Source organism: Labrys methylaminiphilus subsp. lupini, assembly GCF_051161885.1.
Classification (GTDB): domain Bacteria; phylum Pseudomonadota; class Alphaproteobacteria; order Rhizobiales; family Labraceae; genus Labrys.
In genome coordinates this window covers 3,444,044-3,467,011 of the sequence record NZ_JBMDIH010000001.1, presented here as the reverse complement: position 1 = coordinate 3,467,011, position 22,968 = coordinate 3,444,044, and the positions used below count along the sequence as shown (strand labels likewise).

21 protein-coding genes are annotated in these 22,968 nt (G+C 62.7%); 11 read left to right on the top strand and 10 right to left on the bottom strand.

Annotated features, from left to right (window positions below; all coding sequences use genetic code 11):
* Positions 1-16: 16 nt before the first annotated feature.
* The 4 genes from argE to ACN6KF_RS16350 all read left to right on the top strand — a co-directional run bounded on the left by argE (position 17) and on the right by ACN6KF_RS16350 (position 3,694).
* On the top strand, positions 17-1,177 hold the full coding sequence (argE, locus tag ACN6KF_RS16365; protein ID WP_434957854.1) for an acetylornithine deacetylase: 1,161 nt from the start codon (positions 17-19) through the stop codon (positions 1,175-1,177).
* Positions 1,178-1,181: 4 nt separating this feature from the next.
* Positions 1,182-1,787: a flavin reductase family protein gene (locus tag ACN6KF_RS16360; RefSeq protein ID WP_434957853.1), complete on the top strand. Its 606-nt coding sequence runs from the start codon at positions 1,182-1,184 to the stop codon at positions 1,785-1,787.
* A gap of 138 nt (positions 1,788-1,925) precedes the next feature.
* Positions 1,926-2,345 carry a large conductance mechanosensitive channel protein MscL gene (gene mscL / locus ACN6KF_RS16355; RefSeq protein WP_434957852.1) on the top strand — a complete coding sequence of 140 codons (420 nt, stop codon included), beginning with the start codon at positions 1,926-1,928 and terminating at the stop codon, positions 2,343-2,345.
* A gap of 149 nt (positions 2,346-2,494) precedes the next feature.
* Positions 2,495-3,694, top strand: coding sequence for a pyridoxal phosphate-dependent aminotransferase (locus ACN6KF_RS16350; RefSeq protein WP_434957851.1), 1,200 nt, complete (start codon positions 2,495-2,497; stop codon positions 3,692-3,694).
* Positions 3,695-3,796: 102 nt separating this feature from the next.
* Here the strand turns inward: ACN6KF_RS16350 and ACN6KF_RS16345 are convergent, their stop codons facing one another.
* On the bottom strand, positions 3,797-5,023 hold the full coding sequence (locus tag ACN6KF_RS16345) for a tetratricopeptide repeat protein (protein ID WP_434957850.1): 1,227 nt from the start codon (positions 5,021-5,023) through the stop codon (positions 3,797-3,799).
* Between the two features lie 436 nt (positions 5,024-5,459).
* On the opposite strand from ACN6KF_RS16345, the gene ACN6KF_RS16340 reads away from it, so the two are divergent.
* The 3 genes from ACN6KF_RS16340 to sbmA all read left to right on the top strand — a co-directional run bounded on the left by ACN6KF_RS16340 (position 5,460) and on the right by sbmA (position 9,576).
* Complete coding sequence (locus ACN6KF_RS16340) at positions 5,460-5,669, top strand: cold-shock protein (protein WP_434957849.1); 210 nt, start codon at positions 5,460-5,462, stop codon at positions 5,667-5,669.
* A gap of 356 nt (positions 5,670-6,025) precedes the next feature.
* The gene (locus tag ACN6KF_RS16335) at positions 6,026-8,128 is read left to right on the top strand and encodes an ABC transporter ATP-binding protein/permease (RefSeq protein WP_434957848.1); all 2,103 of its coding nucleotides are present in this window, start codon (positions 6,026-6,028) and stop codon (positions 8,126-8,128) included.
* Positions 8,129-8,340: 212 nt separating this feature from the next.
* Positions 8,341-9,576, top strand: a complete 1,236-nt coding sequence (gene sbmA, locus ACN6KF_RS16330; protein ID WP_434957847.1) for a peptide antibiotic transporter SbmA — start codon at positions 8,341-8,343, stop codon at positions 9,574-9,576.
* A gap of 78 nt (positions 9,577-9,654) precedes the next feature.
* On the opposite strand, the gene ACN6KF_RS16325 is transcribed toward sbmA, so the two are convergent.
* From ACN6KF_RS16325 to ACN6KF_RS16305, 5 genes are all read right to left on the bottom strand, one after another.
* Complete coding sequence (locus ACN6KF_RS16325; RefSeq protein WP_434957846.1) at positions 9,655-10,119, bottom strand: META domain-containing protein; 465 nt, start codon at positions 10,117-10,119, stop codon at positions 9,655-9,657.
* A 164-nt stretch (positions 10,120-10,283) separates the two neighbouring features.
* Positions 10,284-10,721 carry an arsenate-mycothiol transferase ArsC gene (locus ACN6KF_RS16320; protein WP_434957845.1) on the bottom strand — a complete coding sequence of 146 codons (438 nt, stop codon included), beginning with the start codon at positions 10,719-10,721 and terminating at the stop codon, positions 10,284-10,286.
* A gap of 3 nt (positions 10,722-10,724) precedes the next feature.
* Positions 10,725-11,213 (bottom strand): UPF0262 family protein, encoded by a 489-nt coding sequence (locus tag ACN6KF_RS16315; RefSeq protein ID WP_434957844.1) that lies wholly within the window; start codon positions 11,211-11,213, stop codon positions 10,725-10,727.
* 241 nt (positions 11,214-11,454) lie between these two features.
* The gene (gene hisD, locus ACN6KF_RS16310; RefSeq protein WP_434957843.1) at positions 11,455-12,750 is read right to left on the bottom strand and encodes a histidinol dehydrogenase; all 1,296 of its coding nucleotides are present in this window, start codon (positions 12,748-12,750) and stop codon (positions 11,455-11,457) included.
* A gap of 100 nt (positions 12,751-12,850) precedes the next feature.
* The gene (locus ACN6KF_RS16305) at positions 12,851-13,291 is read right to left on the bottom strand and encodes a DUF2948 family protein (protein ID WP_434957842.1); all 441 of its coding nucleotides are present in this window, start codon (positions 13,289-13,291) and stop codon (positions 12,851-12,853) included.
* A 178-nt stretch (positions 13,292-13,469) separates the two neighbouring features.
* On the opposite strand from ACN6KF_RS16305, the gene ACN6KF_RS16300 reads away from it, so the two are divergent.
* From ACN6KF_RS16300 to ACN6KF_RS16290, 3 genes are all read left to right on the top strand, one after another.
* The gene (locus tag ACN6KF_RS16300; protein ID WP_434957841.1) at positions 13,470-15,167 is read left to right on the top strand and encodes a thiamine pyrophosphate-binding protein; all 1,698 of its coding nucleotides are present in this window, start codon (positions 13,470-13,472) and stop codon (positions 15,165-15,167) included.
* Positions 15,168-15,364: 197 nt separating this feature from the next.
* Positions 15,365-15,682: a c-type cytochrome gene (locus ACN6KF_RS16295; RefSeq protein WP_434957840.1), complete on the top strand. Its 318-nt coding sequence runs from the start codon at positions 15,365-15,367 to the stop codon at positions 15,680-15,682.
* Positions 15,679-16,257 (top strand): hypothetical protein, encoded by a 579-nt coding sequence (locus ACN6KF_RS16290; RefSeq protein WP_434957839.1) that lies wholly within the window; start codon positions 15,679-15,681, stop codon positions 16,255-16,257. The genes ACN6KF_RS16295 and ACN6KF_RS16290 overlap by 4 nt, the downstream gene beginning before the upstream one ends.
* Positions 16,258-16,270: 13 nt before the next feature.
* Here ACN6KF_RS16290 and ACN6KF_RS16285 read toward each other — a convergent pair whose 3' ends face one another.
* Together ACN6KF_RS16285 and ACN6KF_RS16280 are read right to left on the bottom strand one after the other, a co-directional pair.
* Positions 16,271-16,897, bottom strand: a complete 627-nt coding sequence (locus ACN6KF_RS16285; protein WP_434957838.1) for a hypothetical protein — start codon at positions 16,895-16,897, stop codon at positions 16,271-16,273.
* Positions 16,898-16,905: 8 nt separating this feature from the next.
* A complete protein-coding gene (locus tag ACN6KF_RS16280; protein WP_434957837.1) occupies positions 16,906-17,592 on the bottom strand; it encodes a Crp/Fnr family transcriptional regulator in 687 nt (228 codons plus the stop codon).
* 393 nt (positions 17,593-17,985) lie between these two features.
* On the opposite strand from ACN6KF_RS16280, the gene ACN6KF_RS16275 reads away from it, so the two are divergent.
* Positions 17,986-19,188 carry a D-alanine--D-alanine ligase gene (locus tag ACN6KF_RS16275; RefSeq protein ID WP_434957836.1) on the top strand — a complete coding sequence of 401 codons (1,203 nt, stop codon included), beginning with the start codon at positions 17,986-17,988 and terminating at the stop codon, positions 19,186-19,188.
* Positions 19,189-19,277: 89 nt separating this feature from the next.
* On the opposite strand, the gene ACN6KF_RS16270 is transcribed toward ACN6KF_RS16275, so the two are convergent.
* Together ACN6KF_RS16270 and ACN6KF_RS16265 are read right to left on the bottom strand one after the other, a co-directional pair.
* Positions 19,278-22,031, bottom strand: a complete 2,754-nt coding sequence (locus tag ACN6KF_RS16270; protein WP_434957835.1) for a molybdopterin-dependent oxidoreductase — start codon at positions 22,029-22,031, stop codon at positions 19,278-19,280.
* A gap of 11 nt (positions 22,032-22,042) precedes the next feature.
* Positions 22,043-22,873, bottom strand: a complete 831-nt coding sequence (locus tag ACN6KF_RS16265) for an FAD binding domain-containing protein (protein ID WP_434957834.1) — start codon at positions 22,871-22,873, stop codon at positions 22,043-22,045.
* Positions 22,874-22,968: the final 95 nt, after the last annotated feature.

Genomic DNA, 22,968 nt, shown 5'->3' with positions numbered 1-22,968 from the left:
AGGAAGAGTGGACATCATGCCCTCTCGCTATACCCCCGCCGAACTCACCGCCAAGCTGGTTTCCTTCGATACGGTCAGCTCCCGTTCCAATCTGGCGCTGATCGATTTCGTTGCCGACTATCTAGCCGGGCATGGCGTCGAGAGCGTCCGCCTGCCCAACGCCGCTGGCGACAAGGCTGCGCTTCTTGCCACCATCGGCCCGGCAGATCGGCCGGGCGTGGTGCTTTCCGGCCATGTCGACGTGGTGCCGGTGGAAGGCCAGGCCTGGAGCGCGCCGGCCTTCGAGGCGCGGCTGGAGGGTGAGCGCCTTTACGGCCGTGGCACCTGCGACATGAAGGGTTTCGTCGCCACCGCGCTCGCCTTGGTACCCGATTTCCTGGCGATGAAGCTGAAAGCGCCTGTTCATATCGCCATCTCCTATGACGAGGAGATCTCCTGCCTGGGCAGCCTCGACATGATCGCCCGCTTCGGCCAGGACCTGCCCTTGCCGCGCGCCTGCATCGTCGGGGAGCCGACGCTGATGGAAGTGGTCGATGCGCAGAAGTCGCTTGCCGGTTATCTCACCCGCATCACCGGCCGGCCCGCCCATTCGGCCATGCCGGCGCTCGGCGCCAACGCCCTGCATGCGGCCGCCCGCATCATCAGCCATCTCGATGACATTGCCGACGAATTGCGGGCCGCAGGCGATCCTTCCGGCCGGTTCGAGCCCGGCTATTCCACGGTACAGGCGGGCCTCATCCAGGCCGGCAAGGCCATCAACATCGTGCCGGACGAGGCCCGCATCGTCTGGGAATGCCGCGGGCTGCCCTCCTTGCCGGTGGAGTTCGTGCCGGACCGGATACGGGCCTTCAGCCAGGAGGTCGTGCTGCCGCGGCTGAGGCGCAATGCGCCGGAGGCCGATATCGTGACCGAACTCGACGTGGCGGTGCCGGCCTTGTCGCCCGATCCCGGCTCCTATGCGGAGACGCTGGCCCTGCGTCTTGCCGGGCGCAACCGCACCCAGGCGGTGTCCTACGGCACCGAAGCCGGTCATTTCCAGCTTGCCGGCATTCCAACCGTGATCTGTGGCCCAGGCTCGATCAAGCAGGCCCATGGCGCCGACGAGTGGATCGCCCTGTCCGAACTCGAGGCCTGTGCCGGTTTCCTGCGACGGCTCGGCCAGACGCTGGAGGTTTGACGCGATGTTTTACGAACCACGCAAGGGCGATCACGGCCTGCCCCATGATCCCTTCAAGGCGCTGGTGACGCCGCGTCCAATCGGCTGGATCACCACGAGGTCGGCGGCCGGGGCCCTCAATCTCGCCCCGTTCTCCTTCTTCAATGCGTTCCAGTCGCGTCCGCATCTCGTCGGCTTTGCCGCGGACGGCCGCAAGGACAGCGTCGTCTTTGCCGAGGAGACACGTGAATTCGTCTGCAACCTCGTCACCGAAGATCTGATGGACGCGATGAATGCCACCTCGGCCCGGCTGCCGCGCGGCCAGAGCGAGATGGAACATGCCGGGCTGGAAGCCGCACCCTCGCGCATGGTAAAGCCGCCGCGCGTGGCCCGGGCCGCTGCCGCGCTGGAATGCCGCTGGACCCAGACGATCCAGCTCGTCGATGCGGAGGGCGCGCCGAGCGATGCCTGGCTCGTTTGCGGCGAAGTGGTCGGCATTCATGTCGACGACCGCTTCATCCGTGACGGGCGCGTCGATACCGCAGCGATGCGCGTGGTCTCGCGCCTGGGCTATCGGGACTATTCCGTAGTGGAAAGCACGTTTGAGCTGGAACGTCCGGGTGGACAATGACTTGCATCCCCGCGTGAGGAGGCTAATCATTACCTCCCTATAGTAACGAATCTTGGCATTGGCGCCGGTATCATCGGGTGACAGAGCCAGGGATCGGTTGCATTGACGTCGGTCCAGGCAGGCACAAGCGGAGGCTCCATGCTCAAGGAATTCAAGGAATTTGCCCTTAGGGGCAACGTCGTCGACCTCGCCATTGCTGTTATCATCGGTGCGGCGTTCGGAAAGATCGTGGACTCGATGGTTGCCGACATCATCATGCCGATCATCGGCAGGATTACAGGTGGCCTGGATTTTTCCAACATGTATGTGTTGTTGAAGGGAACCGTTCCGGAGGGGACCTCGCTGGCGGATGCCAAGAAAGTTGGCGCCGTGTTGGCTTATGGTAATTTCATCACACTGGTGGTGAATTTCGTCATCATCGCCTTCGTGCTGTTCCTGGCCATCAAGGCGTTGAACCGCCTGAAGAGCCAGAAGCCTGCCGAAGCGCCTGCACCTCCTCCTCCGCCCGCCGATGTGCTGTTGCTGACGGAAATCCGCGACCTGCTCGCCAGGAGGTGAGCCTGCCATGTGGGCAGCCTTTTCCGCGAGTCGGGAGAGGCTGCCATCGGTATCCATGCATGCAGGCGATGGATTCCATTCCAAGTTTTGGTTTCTGCTGTTTGCGCTGATGTCATAAAGTCCGGCATTCCCATTGCAAGGATAATGCCGTGACTGCCGCCTTCGAGACGATTCCCTCCGCTCCCACCTTCCTCGATGGCATCAGGCCGGAGGCGCTCGGCGCACCGGAAAGCGGCATCGTCGAGGTGATGAATTATGGGCGCACGCGCCAGGGCATGATCCCGCTCTGGGCCGGCGAGGGCGATGTGCCCACACCGGCCTTCATCACCGAAGCGGCGACACGGTCGCTGGCCGCCGGCGAAACCTTCTACACCTGGCAGCGTGGCATTCCTGATTTGCGCGAAGCCCTGGCGCGCTATCACACCAACCTTTTCGGCAAACCATTCTCCGCCGATCGCTTTTTCGTTACCCAGTCCGGTATGCATGCGATCCAAACCGCGGTTCGCCTGATCGCCGGTGCCGGCGACGAGGTGATCGTGCCGACGCCGGCCTGGCCGAATTTCGCGGCCGCCATCGGCGTGGCCGGTGCCAAGCCGGTGATGGTGCCCCAGATCTTCACCGAACAGGGCTGGAAGCTCGATTTCCAGCGTCTCGCCGACGCCATCACGCCGCGCACCCGCGGCATCTTCATCAATTCGCCGTCCAACCCCACCGGCTGGGTCGCCACGGCGGAGGATATCGCCTTCGTGCTCGATCTCGCCCGCCGGCATGGGCTGTGGATCTTCGCCGACGAGATCTATACGCGCTTCCATTATGCCGGCGGTCGCGCGCCCTCCTTCCGCGACATCCGCACGCCGGAAGACCGCATCATCTTCACCGATACCTTTTCGAAGAACTGGGCGATGACCGGCTGGCGCATCGGCTGGATGGAGGCACCGCCTGAACTCGGGCAGACCATCGAGAATCTGCTGCAATATTCCACTTCGGGTGTAGCAACCTTCCTGCAACGCGCCGGCATCGCGGCCCTGGAGCGGGGCGAGAGCTTCGTCGAGCATCAGATCGCCCGCGCCCGTCAGGGCCGTGATATCGTCATCAACGGCCTGAGCGCCACCGGCAAGGTGCGCTTCGCCCCGGCGAGCGGCGCCTTCTACCTGTTCTTCTCCGTGGAGGGGAAGCCGGACGTGCGTCGCCTGGGCCTCGAGATCGTCGATCAGGCCAATGTCGGCCTCGCGCCCGGCACGGCCTTTGGCGCTGGTGGCGAGGGCTTCATGCGGCTGTGCTATCTGCGCAGCCCCGAGCAGCTCCAGGCCGCCACGCAGCGCCTGGTCGACTGGCTGGACAAGATCTGACGTCCGCCTCTTTCTCTCGGGCAAGCACGCTGCTTTCAAAAGCGGGTATCGCGACATTGAGCCAAGCTCAATGTCGCTGAGAAGCCGGCGGTCCCGGGCAGCTTACGGCTTGGCGCCGAGCCGCGACAGGCCGCCCTTGGCCGGCTTGTTAGCGGGGTCGAGCTCCAGCGCCTTGTTGAAATCGGCAATGGCATCGTCGCGCTCGCCCCGGCTCTCATGGATGCGCGCGCGCGTGACGAAATAGTCGGTGACTTGCGCATTGGCAGCGATGGCGGCATTGGCATCGCGCAGCGCCTCGTCATAGCGATCGGCGGCGAGATAGGTCAGGGCCCGTTCATTGAGGGTATCAGGCTTGTCCTTGGTGAGTTCGAGCGCCTTGCCGAAATCGGCCAGTGCATTGTCGTAGTCCCCGAGTTCGCGCCAGACCATGCCGCGCGAGACATAGGCCTGGTCGCTGGTCGGCTGCTCGCGGATAGTCTCGTCATAATCGGCCATCGCTTCGTCATAGCGATGCAGGGCGGCAAAGAGCTGTCCACGTTCCAGGCGCGCGGACGGAAAACTGGTATCGAGCGCGAGCGCCTTGGTATAGTCGGCGATGGCGCCTTCGGTGTCGCCGAGCTGCCACTGCACGAAAGCGCGGCTGAAATAGGCGGAATCGAAATCGCTATCGAGGTCGAGCGCCTTCTGCAGGTCTTCCAGAGCGCGAGTATAGTCCTTCATCTCGATGAGGGAACGGGCTCTGGCATAGAAGGCATTCTTGTAGGTCTTGTCGAGCCGGATGGCCTGCGTGTAGTCGTCGATGGCGGCCATATGCTCCTCGAGGGCGCGATGGGCATCGCCACGGCCCTTATACGCCTCTTCCTCGCGCCCGTTGAGGGCGATGGCAGCATCGAAATCCTTGATCGCCTCCTCGTTGCGGTCGAATTGGAGCAGCGCAAAGCCGCGATTGACCAGCGGGAGGGCCGAACGCCGATTGACGGCGATCACGGCGGCATAATCGGCCAGCGCCGCGTCCATCTCGCCGAGGCGGGACTGGGCATCGGCCCGTGCGGTCAGGCTGGCGGCGTCGCGCGGCCGCAATTCGAGCGCCGCGCCGAAATCCGCCACCGCCTTGGCGTCGTCGCTGTTTTCCGCATAGGCCTGTCCACGCCGGAAATACACCAGCGCCCGCGTCGTTTTGGCCAGCTTCCGGTCGAGCAATTGCGTGCAGGCGGGAATGCGCTGCTCGGCCACCCCTTTCGAGCAATCCCGGTCGGCGCTGTCGGCAAGAGCGGGCGTGCTGGCGCAAAGAGCAAGCAGGATAAGAGCAGGGCGCAGAAGGGCGGTCATACCGGGCACGGTTCCACTGACGGGGCGAGAGAAGGAGGCGACAGGCACAGCCTCTATAGCGTTTTGCGATTTTCCGGAACCGGCAAGAACCGCAAAGATGCGTCAAAACAGGGAGCTAGAGCAAACAAGCGTTTCTGTCCAAACGCGCTTTGCTCTAGACCAAGCCGTGGCAGCTGGGAATGGCAGAACTGTGATTTTTCCCGCCTCTTAAGCCTGCTTGGGCCACGCACTTGTGAATTTCGACAAACCTGTGTTATCGATCTGACGTCATTTGGCCGGACGACTGGGCCGGTACATCCATGCACTTGAGCTGCCTTCGGGCGGCTCTAGCGGGACGTACGTTCAGGACACCCTCCCCAAATTTCACAAAACCGGGCGAAGCACGGATTTCCGTGGGGCGTCCATGCTTTGGAACGAAGTAAAGGACTATCTATCTATGAGCACGGGAACCGTAAAATGGTTCAACACCCAGAAAGGTTATGGCTTCATTCAGCCTGATGACGGTGGTCACGACGTATTCGTGCATATCACCGCCGTCGAGCGTGCCGGTCTACCCGAACTGCGTGAAGGCCAGAAGATCGGTTACGAGATCCTGACCGATCGCAAGACGGGCAAGGCGGCAGCCGGCAACCTCAAGACTGTGTGATCCCCGACAAAGCATCTTCAAGCGGCAGGGTCACCGGTTCGCGTGAAGGCAAGCGACGAATAACAAGAATGGAGGGCCTCTCCGGCGCATAGGGTCGGGCAGTCTCTCACCCAATCCCATTCAGAGGCGCGCCCCGGCGCGTCTTTTTTATTGGTCGAAACGGTTGTGAACCGCGGATGGCCTTCACGAAATGCTGAACCACCTTACCATTTGATCATTTGTGGCAGGCGGCAAAGGATGCTCAATATCCTTCCGCTTGGGGGCGGACGACAGGGTTGTATTAACCTTAATTCCGCATGGTCAAAGGCAATGGATTCCTCGCCTGACCGATGGCGTACTTCTGAAAGGCCGTCTTCATGATCCGGCTCCTCGCGGGTCTCAGTGCTGTTTCCACGATTGGTTTTGCTGCAGGTTCCATCGTCGGTCCGGTGCCCCTGTATCTGCCCCTGGCATCCCTCGTGCTCACGGTTGTCTTGTTTCTGTCCGCCCGCATTCCGACAGTCCTGCGCTTCCTGGTGAGCTTATTTGCCTTCTCATTTCTGATCCTCGGTGGCGTCACGGCCCTGAACGAGGCGGGTAAAGTTTCGGAGACAGTTCAGCCCTATCTGCCTCCTGCCAACGCCGCCATCGTCGCCAGTATTCTCGCCCTGCTGCATTACCTGATCTATTTCGTGCCGGTGCTTCGACGGATCGTCGACTTGGTAAACCCCTATTTCGAGGCGGAAGACCGGGCGGAACTCAACCTCGGCCTCTTCGGCAAATGGACGATGCGGGAAAGGAACGTGGCTCTTGGCCTGCTCGGCCTCGTCATCGTTTCGAACGTGTTGTTCGTCTATCTCAACGTTCTCTTCAATTTTTGGCAGAACCGCTTTTATACAGCCATCCAGGACAAGGCCGCGGCCGCTTTTTGGACGGAGATGGGCGTTTATGGGGCGCTCGCCTTCTTCTGGGTTCTGAGGGGCATGGTCGATCTGTATATCAGCAGCTACGCCGCCCTGCGTTGGCGCAATTGGCTTTCGGGCCGTTATGTCAAAGATTGGCTTTCCGACAAGGTCCATTATCGCTTGTCGGTTGCCGGTAATAAGACGGACAACCCGGACCAGCGTATCTCCGAGGATGTTCGCGATTTCGTCCAGGGTTCCTACGACAATTATACCGGCATATTCTCACAACTTCTCAACATCTACGCCTTCGTCACGATATTGTGGGGCATATCGGCTGAATTTCCCTACAAAATTGCTGGATATGATCTGAGTAATATTCCCGGCTACCTGGTGTGGATGCTCCTGGCCTGGGCCATCCTGTTCACCTATCTCTCACATCTTATCGGCCGGCCGCTGGTGCCGCTCAATTTCAAGGTTCAGAGGCTCGAGGCCGATTTCCGCTACAATCTGGTGCGCGTGCGCGAAAATGACGAGCAGATTGCTCTCCTGCACGGCGAGGAGGAAGAAAAGCGGGGTCTGCTGGCACGTTTCGCGTCCGTCTATCAGACACGCTTCGATCTGCTGATGCGGCAGCTCAAGCTGGTTTCGGTCACTTTCGCCTACGGCCAGTTCAATCTCGTGTTGCCCTTCTTCCTGTTAGCCCCGGCTTATTTCGCCAATGAGGCCATGAAGTCGGGAACGCTCATGCAAACTGCCGATGCATTCGGCAATATCATACCCGCTCTTTCCTTTTTTGTGACGTCCTACGCCATCCTTGCGGCTTACAAGGCCACGATCGACCGTCTTACCGGCTTCGACTTGGCCATCGTCAGGGCCAACGCGGCGCGCGATGAGGGCGTCCACGCCATACCCGTTCCGCAGCAAGGGATCATCGAAGGCAAGGATGTGGATGTGGCGCTGCCCAATGGAGCCAATCTCCTCAAGAAGACGGATTTCAGCCTCCCCAAGGGAGTCCGAACTTTGGTGACGGGGCCGTCGGGCTCCGGCAAGACCACCCTGTTCCGTGCCATTGCGGGCATCTGGCCCTATGGCAAGGGCATCATTGCCCTGCCGGAGACCGAAGACGTGATGCTGCTGCCGCAGCAGCCCTATTTCCCGCTGGGATCGTTGCGCTCGGCTCTGGCCTATCCCCACGGGGCCGAAGCCTTCGAAGAACAGCACTATCGTGCCGTACTGGAGCAGGTCGGTCTTGGTGAACTTTCCGATCGCCTCGATGCCGACGACAAATGGGACAACACCTTGTCGGGCGGGGAGAAGCAGCGCATCGCTCTGGCGCGCGCCATCCTGCGTCGGCCCGCCTGGTTGCTGCTGGACGAGGCGACCTCTGCGCTTGACGAAACGAGCGAGGCCGATCTCTACGGCCTGCTTCGTCGGGCCTTGCCCGATACCACGATCGTCTCGATCGGGCACCGCTCCTCGCTTGCCGGATTGCACGACCGCCGTCTTGCGGTCGTGCCGGACGAGACGGCGGCTCATATCGAGGAACGCCCACTGGCCGAATTCGGTGCGCGATGAAGATACACCCCCTCATGCCAGGCGGCAGAGCCCCTTACTTTCCCGCGCGCGAGAAAGAAGGGGCTCTGCCCGGAGAACGTGCCCGTTTTATACAAGCCACCCGTTGTCTCCGGCCCGTTATTTCCATGACAGATGAGCAGCGCCATAGGTCGGGCTGCGGGTGCAAGAACCACAAGAGCGCTGTTGCGCTCGCACGCAAAGGAATTTTCTAGGTGTTCACGTCCTTCTTCCCAAAACCAAAGGTCTTCTTTTTGACGGCCAGCCTCTGGCTGCTTGTTGCAATCCTGCTTTGGTACGGAGGAGCGAGAGGCTGGGGCCAATATATCGGATTGCCCGCCAGCGACGGCGATGGCGACGTGGTCGACCTATCCTACTTCTGGACCAATTCCTTTCTTTGGTTCTATGTCTACTTTGCCGTGTTCTTGGGCATTTTCTACGGATTTTGGGCTGTTTTTAGCCCGCATCGCTGGCAGAACTGGTCGATTCTTGTATCCGGCTTTCTGATCTTCGTGACCTATTTCGGCGTTCAGGTCAGCGTTGTGATCAACAATTGGAGGGGGCCCTTTTTCAATCTCATCCAGAAGGCGATGTCTGCGCCGAACGCCGTGTCTGCCTCCGAATTGTATCTAGGATTGCTGCCATTTCTCGTCATTGCATCGGTCGCCGTTGCCGTCTTCGTGCTGACCTCGTTCGTGACGAACCACTATGTCTTCAGGTGGCGCACGGCGATGAACGATTTCTACATGGACAATTGGGCCAGGTTACGTTCCATCGAAGGTGCTGCTCAGCGTGTCCAGGAGGATACGATGCGCTTCTCCACCATCGTTGAATCGCTCGGCATTTCGCTGGTGAGCTCCGTTATGACCCTGGTGGCGTTTCTGCCGCTTTTGTCGTCCCTGTCACGACATATCGTTGCCTTGCCGGTGGTCGGCGTCATCCCGCAACCCCTGGTCGTAGCAGCAATCCTATGGGCTGTATTCGGAACAGTGCTGCTTAGCGTGATCGGCATTAAGCTGCCGGGACTGCAATTCCTCAATCAGAAGGTGGAAGCGGCCTATCGCAAGGAACTGGTCTATGGTGAGGATCATGCCGACCGCGCCAGCCCCATTACGGTGCAGGAATTGTTCGCCAATGTAAGGAAGAACTACTTCAGGATCTATCTGCACTACACCTATTTCAATACGGCGAGGTCGCTCTATCTGCAGGCCGACAATGTCTTCGGGGTCTTCCTAATGATTCCGTCCTTTGCCGCCGGGGCGCTTACGCTCGGCCTGTATCAGCAAATCGCCGGTGCCTTCAACAGTGTCGCCAATTCCTTCCAGTTTCTGGTGAATTCGTGGACGACCATCGTCGAATTGCTGTCCATTCACAAACGTCTGCGGGCGTTCGAGGCGTCGCTGGATACCAGCGGCAGGATGACTCATTCCGAGCCCACTGCGGCGGCATGATCGGGCGCACGGTCCGTTGAAGCACAAAAGGCCGGTCTCTCGCGACCGGCCTTTTCAATTCCGTTCCGAAGCCCGGGCTTACGCCGCCGGCTGGAACTTCATCTCGCCGTAGGGGCCACGCAGGATCAGCGTGTAGCCGTCATAGGACCAATCGGTCGAGGTGCGCATCACGAACAGGAAGACCTGCTCGTTGTGCATCAGGCGATCGGCGCATTTGCGCTTGCTGATCGCCACCGGGCCGATGGCCATGCGCTGGTCGGCGCGTGGAATGATGGTGGCGGACCAGTTGTTGCACGCCGAAAACCCGGTGCCGCGATAGCTGTCCGAGACCAGGATGGTCGGCCGGTCGTCCTTGAAGGTCTGATCCTTGTAGGAGATCGCCGCAAAGGTCCGGTTCATCGGGAAGGGACGGGAGGCCTTGCTGTCCATGGGCTTGGGCAAAGTCGGCGGCACATTGTTCGGCGGCACCGAACCGAACATCGAACAACTCGACAGGGTAACGGCCGACAGGGCGGCAAGGACAAGGGAACGCAGAACGCGCATCAAAACCTCCGGTTCATTGCTGCGCACGATAGAGGCGGAGCTGAAAAATCGCAACGCGGCTTATACATGATACACGCGTTGGAGAGAAAGATGTTCCCGGGCGCGAAACTGTATCTTGTGGAACAGGCCGTGAGGCAGGGCAGCAGCGGCGGAGTGAGGCGGCGTCAGCCTAGTCTGTGAGTGATCTTGTCGATCAGGCTTTCGCGCAGGGCGCGATAGGCATCGAGCTTCTGCTCGCGGTTGCCGCTGGCGAGGCTGGGGTCCGGGGTCGGCCAATATTCGACGTCGGCGGCCAGAGTGCGCGTGAGGTCGAGCGCCTTGTGGTGAGCCTGCGGGGCGAGGGTGATGATCAGGTCGAAGTTCAGTCCTTCCAGTTCTTCCAGATCCTCGAAGCTCTGGGGGCGGTGCTTGCCGAGTGAGATGCCGATTTCGTCCAGCGCGGCGGCGACGAAAGGGTCCGGCTCGCCCGGACGCACACCCGCCGAGCCGAAGAAGATGGAACGTCCGAAATAATAGCGCCCGATCGCCTCCGCCATGGGCGAGCGGACGACATTATGCGCGCAGGCGAACAGGACCGACTGTGGACGGCGGCCCTCCTTCACGCCTCAGCCTTTCCAGTAGAGAGCGGAAACAAGAGTGAACAGCCGCCTTGCGGTGGAAAGATCGAGGGCGATCTTGCCGGCCAGCCTTTCGCGCAGGATCTCCGATCCTTCATTGTGCAGGCCGCGCCGGGCCATGTCGATCGTTTCGATCTGGGAGGGCGTGGCGCTGCGGATGGCGGCGTAATAGCTGTCGCAGATGGTGAAATAGTCGCGCACTACGCGCCGCAGCGGCGTGAGCGAGAGGATATGCACCACGACCGGCTGGCTGTCGGCATTGCGGATATCGAGGACGAGGCGGCCATCCTGCAAGGAGATATGCAGGCCGTAGGGCCCTGCGTCATAGCCGACCGGCGAGAACGCATTCTCCTCGATGAGGTCATAGGCGGCGACCCGCCGCTCATGTTCTTGATCCTGATTGCCGCGCCCGATGCTGCGCTCATCGAGATGAACGGCGATCAACCGGCAGGTGGGGCTGAATTCCTCATTGTCCATGGCATCTCATAGCACGGTGCATGGGCTCTCATAGAGCAAAGCGCGGTCAAACGGAACGTGGCTTCGCGTCAGCCTGGAGTGTTGTCCAGAAACAATTGAAACGCCGCTTTGTCATGCCCGGGCTTGATCCGGGCATCGAGCGGCCCCGTCTTCCATGCCCGGAAGGAGGGCTGGATTGCCGGGTCAAGCCCGGCAATGACAAAGGTCGAGCCAATTCGGTCCGTTTATTGCCCGACGAATCTCAAAGGCGATTGCTGCGGATCGAGACCGAACGCGCATGGGCGGCAAGCCCTTCCGCCTCGCCGAGCGCGATCGCGGCCGGGCCGAGAGCCGCAAGCTGCTCGGGTCCGCATTTCAGGATGGAGGTGCGCTTCATGAAGTCGAGCACGCCCAGGCCGGAGGAGAATTTGGCCGAGCGGGCCGTGGGCAGCACGTGATTGGAGCCGCCGACATAATCGCCGATCGCCTCGGGCGTGTGGCCGCCGAGGAAGATGGCGCCGGCATTGCGGATGCGGCCCGCGAGGACCTCGGCATCGCGGGTGACGATCTCCAGATGCTCGGCGGCGAGACGGTCGGCCAAGGGCGGAGCCTCGTCCAGCGAGGAGAGGGTGATCAGGGCGCCGTAGTCGCGCCAGCTCGCCCCCGCGATCTCGGCGCGGGGTAACGTGGCAAGCTGGGCTTCCACCTCGCGCTCCACCGCCTCCGCCAGCGCAGGGCTGTCGGTGATCAGGATCGATTGGGAGGCGCTGTCATGCTCGGCCTGGGCCAGCAGGTCGGCGGCGATCCAGGCCGGATTGGCGCTGTCGTCTGCGATCACCAGCACCTCGGAGGGGCCAGCGATCATGTCGATGCCGACATGACCGAAGACACGGCGCTTGGCGGCAGCGACATAGGCATTGCCGGGCCCGGTGATCTTGGCGACCGGCGCGATGGTCCGGGTGCCATAGGCCAGCGCGGCGACGGCCTGGGCGCCGCCGATGCGATAGATTTCGTCGACCTCGGCGAGCTTCGCTGCTGCGAGCACCAGTGGGTTAAGGACGCCTCCGGGGCTCGGCACCACCATCACCAGGCGTGGGCAGCCGGCGACCTTGGCCGGAATGGCGTTCATCAAGACGGAGGAGGGATAGGCTGCGGTGCCGCCGGGCACGTAGAGGCCGACGGCCTCGATCGCCGTCCAGCGCCAGCCTAGCTCCACGCCGAGCGCATCCTTGAACAGCGTGTCTACAGGCTTCTGGCGCTCATGGTAGGCGCGGATGCGGCTGGCGGCCAGTGCCAGGGCTTCGAGCGCACCGGCATCGCATTGGGCATGTGCCGCTTCGATCTCAGCCGTCGTGACACGCATGGTCTCGGCGCTGAGCGTCAGGCGATCGAAGCGGGCGGTATAGTCGATCACCGCCGCGTCGCCACGCGCGACCACATCCTCGATGATGGCCTTGACGGAGGCGTCGACATCCTCCGAGATCTCACGCTTGGCGGCGAGAAGGGTGGCGAAGGCGTCGGCGAAATCGGCCTGGACGCTGTGGAGCCGAACCGGCATGGCATTTCCTTGTGCGGCGGGAAGAACGAAAGGGGCGGGCCGCTAATGACAAGAAATGCCGGGGCGCTTCAAGAAAAATACGTCGGCGAGAGACTTTGCCTCACACCCGCTCCGGTGGCGGGGAGCCACAGGGCCAGGCCGGACCGAGATCGGACATCGCCGCTTCCAGGCATTCCACTTCGAGGCGGATGGCGCCGCCGCCCTCGAAATAGAGGGTCACCAGCCCGGCTGGATCGTCGCTGACCTCGAAGGAGATCGAAAGCAGAACTGCCTTCTGGCCGGCGTTCTGCTCGAAATGCGAACGCTTGACCCCGAGAACCCGCTCGAAATGCAGGCCAGAGCGCCGCCTCGTGCGCTCACCACTCTGGGCACGGCACCAGTCATAGCGATCCATCACCAAGGCGAAGCGCTTCTCGCGCGGCAACCAGGCGATTTCGGCCGGCACGACGGCCGCCTCCTGCAGATGGGTAGAGATGACCTCCAGGTCCTCTCCATCGAAGGCAAGCAGCTTAAGGGGTTCAGGCGACAACATGAGCTGCATGTAATGTTCCGCAGGCCTCGCGGCAAGAGGTCGCGGAGATCGAGGGCGCCAAGACACGCCTTCCGCAACAACGCCGGCGCCGATGGCAAGATGCCGAGACTGCCCGGAAGAATGGCGGTTCCACGAAGCTGATCCTGGGCGTATGACTCGGGCTGTTCATCCAAGAGTGCCAATGCCCATGTCGGTGTCCAAAGTAGAGCCCAGATCCGAGTCTCAACCCCGCAATGGCGGCCGCCTGATCGTCGATGCACTGGTCGCGCAGCGTGTCGAACATGTCTTCTGCGTGCCGGGCGAATCCTATCTCGCCGTGCTCGATGCCCTCCATGATGCCCCGATCGACGTCACCGTCTGTCGCCAGGAGGGGGGCGCGGCGATGATGGCGGAAGCGGTCGGCAAGCTCACCGGCAGGCCCGGCATCTGCATGGTGACGCGCGGGCCGGGCGCCACCAATGCCTCCCATGGCGTGCATATCGCCATGCAGGATTCCACGCCGATGATTCTCTTCATCGGCCAGATCGAGACGGGCATGCGCGAGCGTGAGGCCTTCCAGGAGGTCGACTACAAGGCCTTCTTCGGCTCGATGGCCAAATGGGTGGTCGAGATCGACAAGGCAGAGCGCATTCCCGAACTGGTGACCCGCGCGTTCCGCGTCGCCATGCAAGGCCGCCCCGGCCCGGTGGTGATCGCCCTGCCGGAGGACATGCTGGTCGAAACAGCCACGGTTGCCGACGCCGCTTTCGTCGAGCCGGTTCAGACCTATCCCGGCCAGGCCGAGATGGCGCGCCTCGAGGGCCTGCTCGGGGAGGCGAAAAATCCCTTCCTGATCGTCGGCGGGTCGGGCTGGTCTGATGAGGCGGTGGTTGATCTCACCCGCTTCGCCGAGCGCTTCGACCTGCCTGTCGGCACCTCCTTCCGGCGCCAGATGCTGTTTCCGGCCGACCATCCCAATTATGCCGGCGATGTCGGCATCGGCCCCAATCCAAAGCTCGCCCAGCGTATCAAGGAGGCCGACCTCCTGATCCTGGCCGGCGGACGGCTTTCGGAAATGCCGTCTTCTTCCTATTCGCTGGTCGATATTCCTACTCCGCGCCAGCGCCTGGTGCATATCCATGCCGGAGCCGAGGAACTGGGACGGGTCTACCAGCCCACGCTCGCCATCCATGCGACGGCCCAGGCCTTCGCCGCAGCCTTGGACGGGCTTCAGCCCTCGGGCAGCCTGTCATGGTCGGGGCAGACGCGCCAGGCGAACCGGGACTTCCACGACTGGACCGACGAGCCCAAGCCCATTCCCGGCACGTTCCAATATGGCGAGGCGCTGCTCTGGTTGCGTGACCGCCTGCCCGAGGACACGGTAATCTGCAACGGCGCCGGCAACTATGCCATCTGGGTGCAACGCTATCTGCGCTTCCGCCGCTTCGGCACGCAGCTTGCGCCGACATCGGGCTCGATGGGCTATGGCGTGCCTGCTGCGGTGGCGGCCAAGGCGTTCGACCGTTCGAAAACGGTGGTCTGTTTCGCCGGCGACGGCTGCTTCATGATGAACGGCCAGGAATTCGCCACCGCCGTGCAGTATGACCTGCCGATCATCGTGGTCGTCGTCGACAACGGCATGTACGGCACCATCCGCATGCATCAGGAACGGGAATTCCCTGGGCGGGTCTCGGCGACGAAGCTCAGGAATCCGGACTTTGCCGCCTATGCGCTCGCCTTTGGCGGCCATGGCGAGACGGTGACGACGGCGGCCGAATTCGGTCCGGCCTTCGAGCGGGCGGCGGCCTCCGGTAAGCCCGCCATCCTGCATTGCCGCATGGATCCGGAGGCGATCACGCCGATGACCACCATCGCAAGGATCCGCGAGCAGGCGCTGGCGAAATGACAGGTTCTTCCTGGGACCACTGGCTTCCAGGCGTGACAATGGTGTGCCGATCTCCAGATCGGCATACTTGGAAACGGTGCGTCGATCAGGCAAGCGGATGCCGATCTGGAGATCGGCACACCGGGCTTCGCGCGGCGGTCCCAGGAGCGCTTCTCGCCCTTCTTCTCCTGTCATCGCCTGCCTTTGCCGGCGATGCCGTGAAAGGCAAGGCTGGCTTTACCCGTTGCGCGGCCTGCCATCGGGTCGGCGAGGGCGCCAAGAACGTGGTCGGACCCCAACTCAATGGCATTGTCGGACGCCCCGCCGCCTCCGCGCCGGATTATGTCTATTCGCAAGCGCTGAAGACGTCGGGCAAGATTTGGGACGAGGCCTCTTTGCGCCTCTTCCTTGCCCACCCTTCGGCTGTCGTTCCCGGTACCAAGATGACCTTTGCCGGTATTCGCGATGACGCGACGGTGGATGATGTCATCGCCTATCTCGCGACCTTCGACGCGGAAGGAAAAGCCAAGCCATGAGCCGTCCGCTCCAGAATCGCGTCACGCCATTCGGTGAGATCGTTGCCATGACGGCACGTGGCACGATGATGGGCATTCGCGGAGGCCGCATCCATGACGAGACCAAGCGCCTGACGCGCCGGCGCTGGACCTCCAAGCGCTGGATCTGCTGCGAGCTCTCTTTCAAGGGGCGCTGGCGGGAGGTCATGGGCCCCGGCTACACGCATTTGTTCTTCCTGGATGAGGTTACGGCATTGGCCGCCGGGCATCGCCCCTGTTTCGAATGCCGCCGCCCTGACGCGCTCGCCTACCAGGCTGCCTTTCCCGAGCAGGGAGCGGGTGCCGATCGCATGGACGAGATCTTGCATGCCGAGCGTCTCGCTGAACATCGGTTGGAAGACAGCGGGGACCTCCCCGACGGTGCCGTTTGGGCCGATGGCAAGGATGCCTTCACCCGGCGCGAGGGCAGAGTGCTGCACTGGTCGCCCGAAGGCTGGCACGCCGTCCAATGGCAGGATCGAGCGGCTCGGCTGCTGACCCCGCCGGCCAGCGTCGCGGCGCTCCGCAACGGCTTCAAGCCGAGATGGCAGGATTGACAAATACGCGCCTTTATTGAACCAGCCGGAGAAAGTCCGATCCGCTCAGGATCAGGTCTTGCAACCCCTTCTCCCGAAGGACCTTTTTCCCGTGTTCCTGACTGACCGTCTCATTCATCGAATAGATGTCGAGAGGAACGCATTCTCGATCGAGGCGCCCACACAATGTTTTGAGATCTTCTCCGGGGACATGAGTGTCTTCCTGGATTCCGAAGCCGAAATGTATATGTGGGCCGATAAAAAGGGTTGGATTTAGATTTCCCGTCACATCGGCAAGGTGGATGGAGATCGAGGAGAGGTCGCGAATGGATTTGATGACGTCCGAAATGTTTGAATCGCCGTTCAAGCCGTCGAGGGTGATCGCAAAGTTGCCTGTTATGACATCCACCTCGCCTCGGAGATGATTGATATCCTCAAGTTGGAACCACTCGCAGCTCGGTTCTGAGCCAAAGTCGAGCTGCAACTCCAGGCGCCCATATCCCCAATAGTCCGGAACTGGACGAAAATTCCATTCGTCTTTCGCAACCCACCATTTCGGTGGTCCGAGCAAGTCTATGACTTGTTGGATGCCGACGCCCGGATAGAGGGGACCGAGCTTTCCCGAATTAAGGAACTCGACCAGAGAGGCTAAGTACGCCACTGATTATTCTAGTCCGCCAGCGCTGCCGAAATCCGCTTGTTCAGTTCTTCCGGATTGACCAAGGCGAGGGCTCCGCGGGTCTTGCTGACCAGACCTTCCTTCTCCAGCGCCGAAAGTTCGCGGGAAACGGCTTCGCGGCGGCAGCCGATGCGGGCGGCGAGGTCGTGATGGAAGGGGGGCGGTGAGAGCACGCGCTGTCCGGGATGGCTGGCGCGGGGCTGCGAGAGGCGGATGAGTTCGGCATAGAGCCGGTGCTTGGTCTGCAGGAAGGAATGCTCGGCGAGCTTGGTGTTGAGGGCTCGCACGCGGCCGGCGAGCAGCAGCAGGATCTGCTTGCACACCGAGGCGTTCTGCGTGAGCATCTCCATGAAGACCGGTCCGGAGATGATGCACATCTGCGAGCGGTTGAGCGCGGTGACGTTGGCCGAGCGCCCGACACCGTCGATGGCCGACAATTCCCCGAAGAACTGCCCGCCGCCGAGTTCGGCCAGAATCACTTCCTTGCCGGTGATGGTGCGGTAGAGCACTCGCACCTTGCCGGAGAGCAGGAAATAGACGTCGTTGGAATTGTCGTCATAGTCGACGACGAGTTCGTTCTCTTCGAACTTGGCCCAGCGTACTCGGCCGTCGAAGGCCTTGATCGTGGCTTCGTCCAACGATTGGAACAATGGAATCTGAGACAGGGTATTCGACATCGTTCCTCCGCTGAAGCGCCTGCCGAGTCCGCCAAATCGCAAAGCGCTTCGGGATCGGAAAGGCGCGTTCATTCCATGAATGTCACGACCGGAATTCGATCGTGGCGGGCCTCCATCGCCGCGCAAAGTGCTTCATGGCGCGCCTCGTGGCAAGCCCGGGCACCCAAGATCGCCGCTACCGGTGTACCAGCCACAGAATTTCCATGGAACGGCAACAGGATCGCGATTTGCCTCGTCGCTTGCAGCACCTTATTTTCGAGGCAACGATTCGGTTCAATCTCTGGAGCAAAGTGCGTTTAAGTGGAAACGCACTTTGCTCTCCCTCTTTGTTCGAACGCGTCTTTGCGATTCCTGGCGATTCCGCCAAATCGCAAAATGCTATAAGGAAACACGATGTCGAAAACGCGCGTCGCGGTACTGTTCGGTGGGCGCTCGCCGGAGCATGACGTCTCCATCGTTTCAGGTCTGCAGGCGCTCAACGCGCTCGACAGCTCGAAATATGAGGGTTTTCCCGTGTATATCGCGGGGGACGGTGCCTGGTTCACCGGCGATGCCCTGCGCAATCGCGCGAACTACATCCCGGATGAGGAAGCACGGCGCGCGCTGACGCGGGTCGATCTCGACCTGTCGGCTGGCAAGGGGCTTCTGGTTCCGCGCGGCAAGACGGGCCTTTTTGCCAAGAAGCCCGAGCCGATCGAGTTCGACGTCGCCCTGCTCGCCTTCCACGGCAATATCGGCGAGGACGGCCAGATCCAGGGCGTGTTCGAGACGGCGAACGTGCCCTATACCGGCGCCCGCACCATGGCTTCGGCCATCCTGATGGACAAGGCCATTACCAAGCGGGCCTTTGCCGGGCGCGGCATCGTCATGCTCCCGGATGTGGTGGTCTCGCGCCCCGCGACCGGCCTGGTGCCGGACAAGGCGGGCCTGGAAGCCGCGCTCAAGAACATTGCCTTCCCGGTGATCGTCAAGCCGGCGCATCTGGGCTCCTCGATCGGCGTCGCCAGGGCTGAGGACGTCGACACCGTGCGCCAGGTGCTGCCCGGCATCTTCAAGTTCGACACCCACGCGATCATCGAGCCTTTCGTCGAGAATCTGGTCGAATACAATGTCGCCGTGCGCCGCGAGAAGGGCGAGATCGTCACCTCGGCCATCGAGCGGCCGAAGCGCCAGAGCGACCTGCTCGACTTCAAGACCAAATACATGTCCGGTGGCTCCAAGAAGACCGGCGGCAGCAAGCAGCCGGGGGCTTCGAGCCAGGGCATGCTGTCGCTGACGCGCGACATCAATCCCGAACTGCCGGCGGTGCTGGAGAACAATATCCGGCAATGGGCAACGGACGCCTTCGATGCCGTGAACGGCACCGGCGCGCCGCGCATCGACTTCCTGTCCAATGAACGGACCGGCGAGGTCTGGCTCAACGAGGTCAATCCCTGCCCGGGCTCCTTCGGCTATTTCCTCTGGGAGGCTGCGGCCAAGCCGGTGCTGTTCACAGCTTTGCTCGACCAGCTCATCGAGGAGGCCAAGGCCTGCCATCGCGCCGCCCAACTGCCTGGTGATCCTACGCCGGCGGATGCGCGCCTGTTCAAGCGGTGATTTGGAGCGCGGACGTTCCGTCCGCCCTTTTTTCTCCACACGCGTGATGTTTCCAAGAGCGGGCAAGATGCCCGCGCACCCGGGAAATCCTATTTCGGGACTGGAAGTCCGCGCTCCAAGATCGCCGCCCGTACCCGGTCCGGTGTCGCCGGAACTCGGCGCAGCCTGATCCCTGCCGCATCGTGCAGGGCGTTGAGGATAGCTGGCGCGGTGGGAATGAGAGCCTGCTCGCCGACGCCCTTGGCACCGAACGGACCGACAGGTGAGGCATCCTCGATCAGGATCGTCTCCACCGGGGGAACGTCGCCGATGGTGGGGATGAGATAATCGTGCAGGTTCTCGCCACGGCCGGGATGGAACTCCTCCATCAGGGCCAGGCCGAGGCCCTGGGCGACGCCGCCTTCGATCTGGCCCTCCACCAGGGTCGGATTGATGGCGCGGCCGACATCATGGCTGGCGGTGATCTTCAGGACCTTGATCGTGCCGAACTCGCAATCGACCTCGATCTCCGCCATATGGGCGCCGAAGCCGTAGAGAGCATAGGGGTCGCCCTGGCCATCCGCGTCGAGGGGGCTGGTGGGTGGATCGAAGGTCTGTTCGGTGGAGAGGGCATAACCGAGCTCGTTGGTCGGCAGGTCCGCCAGAGCGAGCGTGCGCACCCTTTCGCCGTCTTCCACCGTGAGCACGGCATCCCCGAAGCGGATCGTGGCAGTCTCGCCGGCATTGGTCTGGCGCAGGATCTGCGCGCGCAGGTCCCGCCCCGCGAGTTCCGCCGCCTTGCCGGTGACGAAGGTCTGGCGAGAGGCCGAGGTCTTGCCGCAATCGGGCGAGAGGTCCGTATCGGCGGAGACGAGGTCGAAGGCCTCCACCGGCGCGCCAAGGGCCTGCGCGCAGATCTGGGGGATCACCGTGTTGGATCCCTGGCCGATATCGACGGCCCCCTGGTGCAATGCCAATCGCCCATCAGGTTTGAGGCCCAGCCGGATGGTGGAGGGATTGGGCAGGGAGGTGTTGCCGCAGCCATACCACATGCCGGCGACGCCCACGCCTCGCCGCAATGGACCCGCCTGCGCGCCATTGAAGGCGGTGGCCTCCTCGCGGGCGCGCCGCCAGGGAGCGCGTAAAGCCTCCAGGCAGGCCTTGATGCCGACGCCCTTGCCAAGCACCTGGCCCGTCACGGTCGGCTGGTCATTGGTTAGGGCGTTGAGGATGCGAAATTCCAGCCTGTCGATACCGAGCCTGTCGGCAAGCTCGTCATAAAGCTGTTCCTGGGCGATCGAGGATTGCGGTACGCCGAAGCCGCGAAAGGCGCCTGCCGGCACCAGATGGGTGTGCACGGCCCTGGCGAGCGCACGATAATGCGGGATGTAATAGGGACCGGAGGCGTGCACCGGCACGCGGTTGGCCACCGTCGGGCCCCAGGAGGAATAGGCGCCGGTGTTGAAATCGCCGGAAAAGTCCATCGCGGTGAGCCTGCCCTCCCGCGAGGCGCCGATCCGCAGCTTCATCCGGGCCGGATGCCGCTTGGTGGTGGTGGCGATCGATTCGGAGCGCGAATAGACCATGCGGACGGGACGATCGAGCTGCCAGGCGGCGACCGCGATGAAGGGCTGGATCGACAGATCGAGCTTGGAGCCGAAGCCGCCGCCGACGGCGGTGGGGATGATGCGCACATTCTCCGGCGGGATGCCGAGGAGGCCGGCGACGTCGTCGCGATCCATATAAGGCGCCTGGGTACAGGCCTGGATCTCGATGCGGTCCCCCACGCGGCGGGCAAAGCCTGCTTCCGGTTCGATATAGGCATGTTCGACGAAGCCGGTCTCGAATTCACCTTCCACCACGACATCGGCCGCGGCAAGGGCGACTTCGACGTCACCGCGCACGACGCGGCCGCGGGTGAGGATGTTACCGGGGCGGGTTGGATGAAGGAGCTCGGTCGAGGCGAGGGCCTCGTCGATGGCCGTGAGGGCGGCGAGCGGCGTCCAGCTGACCGGGAAGGCCGAGAGGTCGAGCGCCTCGACGGCGGCCGGCTCACCCACCACGGCAGCGATGGCCTCGCCGCGAAAACGGGTTTCGCCGCTGGCGAAGACAGGCTGATCCGCAAAGGCCGGGATGACGCCGTAGCAATTGCGGCCGGGGACGTCCCGTGCCGTGAAGACCCTGAGGAGGCCGGGATGCGCGGCGAGGAAGGCGTCGATGTCACCGATCTCGAAGGCAGCGCGATGGTGAGGACTGCGTATGGCCCGTAGCGCCAGGACATCCCGGGGCTTCTCGTCCGCTCCGAAAATGTCACGCCCTTCCACCTTGGCAAGGCCGTCGAGACGATCGATGCGCGAGCCGACAGGGCCCTCGGAGCTGGAAGAAGCGGCGGTTGAAGAGCCACAGGCCACTTCGAGCACTGCGTCGATGATCTTGCGATAGCCGGTGCAGCGGCAGAGGACGCCGCCGAGCGCATCGGCGACAGCGCTTTCGGTGCACGCGCTGCCATCCTGCAGCAAAGCCGTTGCAGCCGTGAGCATGGCGGGCGTGCAGATGCCGCATTGGGCCGCGCCGTGCCGCAGGAAAGAGGCCTGCAAGGCCCGAGTGAGCGGGTTGCTGCGGGTCAGCCCTTCAATGGTATCGACGCGGCGTCCCTCGGCCTGAGCAACCGCAACCAGGCAGGAACAGGTCGCCTCGCCGTCGAGCAGGATCGTGCAGGCCCCACAGTCACCCGCGTCGCAGCCGACTTTGGTGCCCGTCAGCCCGAATGTCTCGCGCAGGACCTGACTGAGGCGGGCGCCGGGCGCCGCGGCGATGGTGGCGGCCCCGCCGTTGAGCGTGAAGCCGGGCAGCTTCTGGTCCATCCCGCCTCTCCTTATTGTAGGGCCGCATCGAGTGTACGGGCGATCAAGGTTCTCACCACATCCCGCCGATAGTCCGCGCTGGCTCTGACGTCGTCGATCGGTGCCAGGCCGGCGAGGTGCTCCGGCCGGATCGCCGCACCCAGGCCAGGCTCCGCCTTGGTGCCGATCAGGGCAGTCTCCAGGGCGTTCAGGCGCCGGGCGACTTCCGAACAGGCGCCGACGGCAATACGTGCATCGCGAATGATACCCCTGTTATCGCAAGCGAGGATGACGGCAACCATCGCAATGGAGATGACCAGATATTTGCGGGCCCCGAGCTTCAGGAAGGCCGAGCGGGCCGTCTCGATGCAGCGCGGTACCAGGATGGCGCTCACCAATTCGTCGGGCCGTCGGGCCGTCTTGCGATAGCCCGTGATGAAATCGGCCAAAGGGAGCTCGCGCCTGCCCGCCGCCGAGCGCAGTTCGACGCGCGCATCGAGGGCGAGCAGAGGCGGTACGCCGTCCGCGGCCGGGGAGGCGTTGCATAGATTGCCGGCTATGGTTCCTGCATTCTGGATCTGGATTGCGCCGACTTCGCGGGCAGCTTGCTGCAGGGCGCGCAAGGCTGGCGGCAGCGTTGCCCTGGCGATGGTGGACCAACTGGTGCGCGCGCCGATGCGAATGACATCGGCGCCAAGATCGATGCCCGACAGGCCTTCAACGGCGGAAAGATCGAGCACGGGGCCAGTGAGCGGTCTGTCGCCGAGCGCGGGGAAGATGTCGGTGCCGCCGGCGAGAATACGCATCGGCTCGGCCGCGAGGGCCGCGCAGGCTTCGTTCACCGTTCTGGGGCGCAGATACATCCCACCTCGCGACGCAGTGAGAAATTGTTAGTGTACAAATAAATTATCGAGGTCCTGGGTCATGTCAAGTGAAGGTTGACGGATGGGAGCCGCGG

Coding starts and splice junctions, on each gene's coding strand:
- ACN6KF_RS16345 (WP_434957850.1), bottom strand. CDS start 5,023: ATGACCGCCCTTCTGCGCCCTGCTCTTATCCTGCTTGCTCTTTGCGCC.
- hisD (WP_434957843.1), bottom strand. CDS start 12,750: ATGCCGGTTCGGCTCCACAGCGTCCAGGCCGATTTCGCCGACGCCTTC.
- ACN6KF_RS16280 (WP_434957837.1), bottom strand. CDS start 17,592: ATGTCGAATACCCTGTCTCAGATTCCATTGTTCCAATCGTTGGACGAA.
- ACN6KF_RS16275 (WP_434957836.1), top strand. CDS start 17,986: ATGTCGAAAACGCGCGTCGCGGTACTGTTCGGTGGGCGCTCGCCGGAG.
- ACN6KF_RS16270 (WP_434957835.1), bottom strand. CDS start 22,031: ATGGACCAGAAGCTGCCCGGCTTCACGCTCAACGGCGGGGCCGCCACC.
- ACN6KF_RS16265 (WP_434957834.1), bottom strand. CDS start 22,873: ATGTATCTGCGCCCCAGAACGGTGAACGAAGCCTGCGCGGCCCTCGCG.
- ACN6KF_RS16340 (WP_434957849.1), top strand. CDS start 5,460: ATGAGCACGGGAACCGTAAAATGGTTCAACACCCAGAAAGGTTATGGC.
- ACN6KF_RS16360 (WP_434957853.1), top strand. CDS start 1,182: ATGTTTTACGAACCACGCAAGGGCGATCACGGCCTGCCCCATGATCCC.
- ACN6KF_RS16290 (WP_434957839.1), top strand. CDS start 15,679: ATGAGCCGTCCGCTCCAGAATCGCGTCACGCCATTCGGTGAGATCGTT.
- ACN6KF_RS16325 (WP_434957846.1), bottom strand. CDS start 10,119: ATGCGCGTTCTGCGTTCCCTTGTCCTTGCCGCCCTGTCGGCCGTTACC.
- ACN6KF_RS16305 (WP_434957842.1), bottom strand. CDS start 13,291: ATGCAGCTCATGTTGTCGCCTGAACCCCTTAAGCTGCTTGCCTTCGAT.
- ACN6KF_RS16300 (WP_434957841.1), top strand. CDS start 13,470: ATGTCGGTGTCCAAAGTAGAGCCCAGATCCGAGTCTCAACCCCGCAAT.
- ACN6KF_RS16315 (WP_434957844.1), bottom strand. CDS start 11,213: ATGGACAATGAGGAATTCAGCCCCACCTGCCGGTTGATCGCCGTTCAT.
- argE (WP_434957854.1), top strand. CDS start 17: ATGCCCTCTCGCTATACCCCCGCCGAACTCACCGCCAAGCTGGTTTCC.
- mscL (WP_434957852.1), top strand. CDS start 1,926: ATGCTCAAGGAATTCAAGGAATTTGCCCTTAGGGGCAACGTCGTCGAC.
- ACN6KF_RS16335 (WP_434957848.1), top strand. CDS start 6,026: ATGATCCGGCTCCTCGCGGGTCTCAGTGCTGTTTCCACGATTGGTTTT.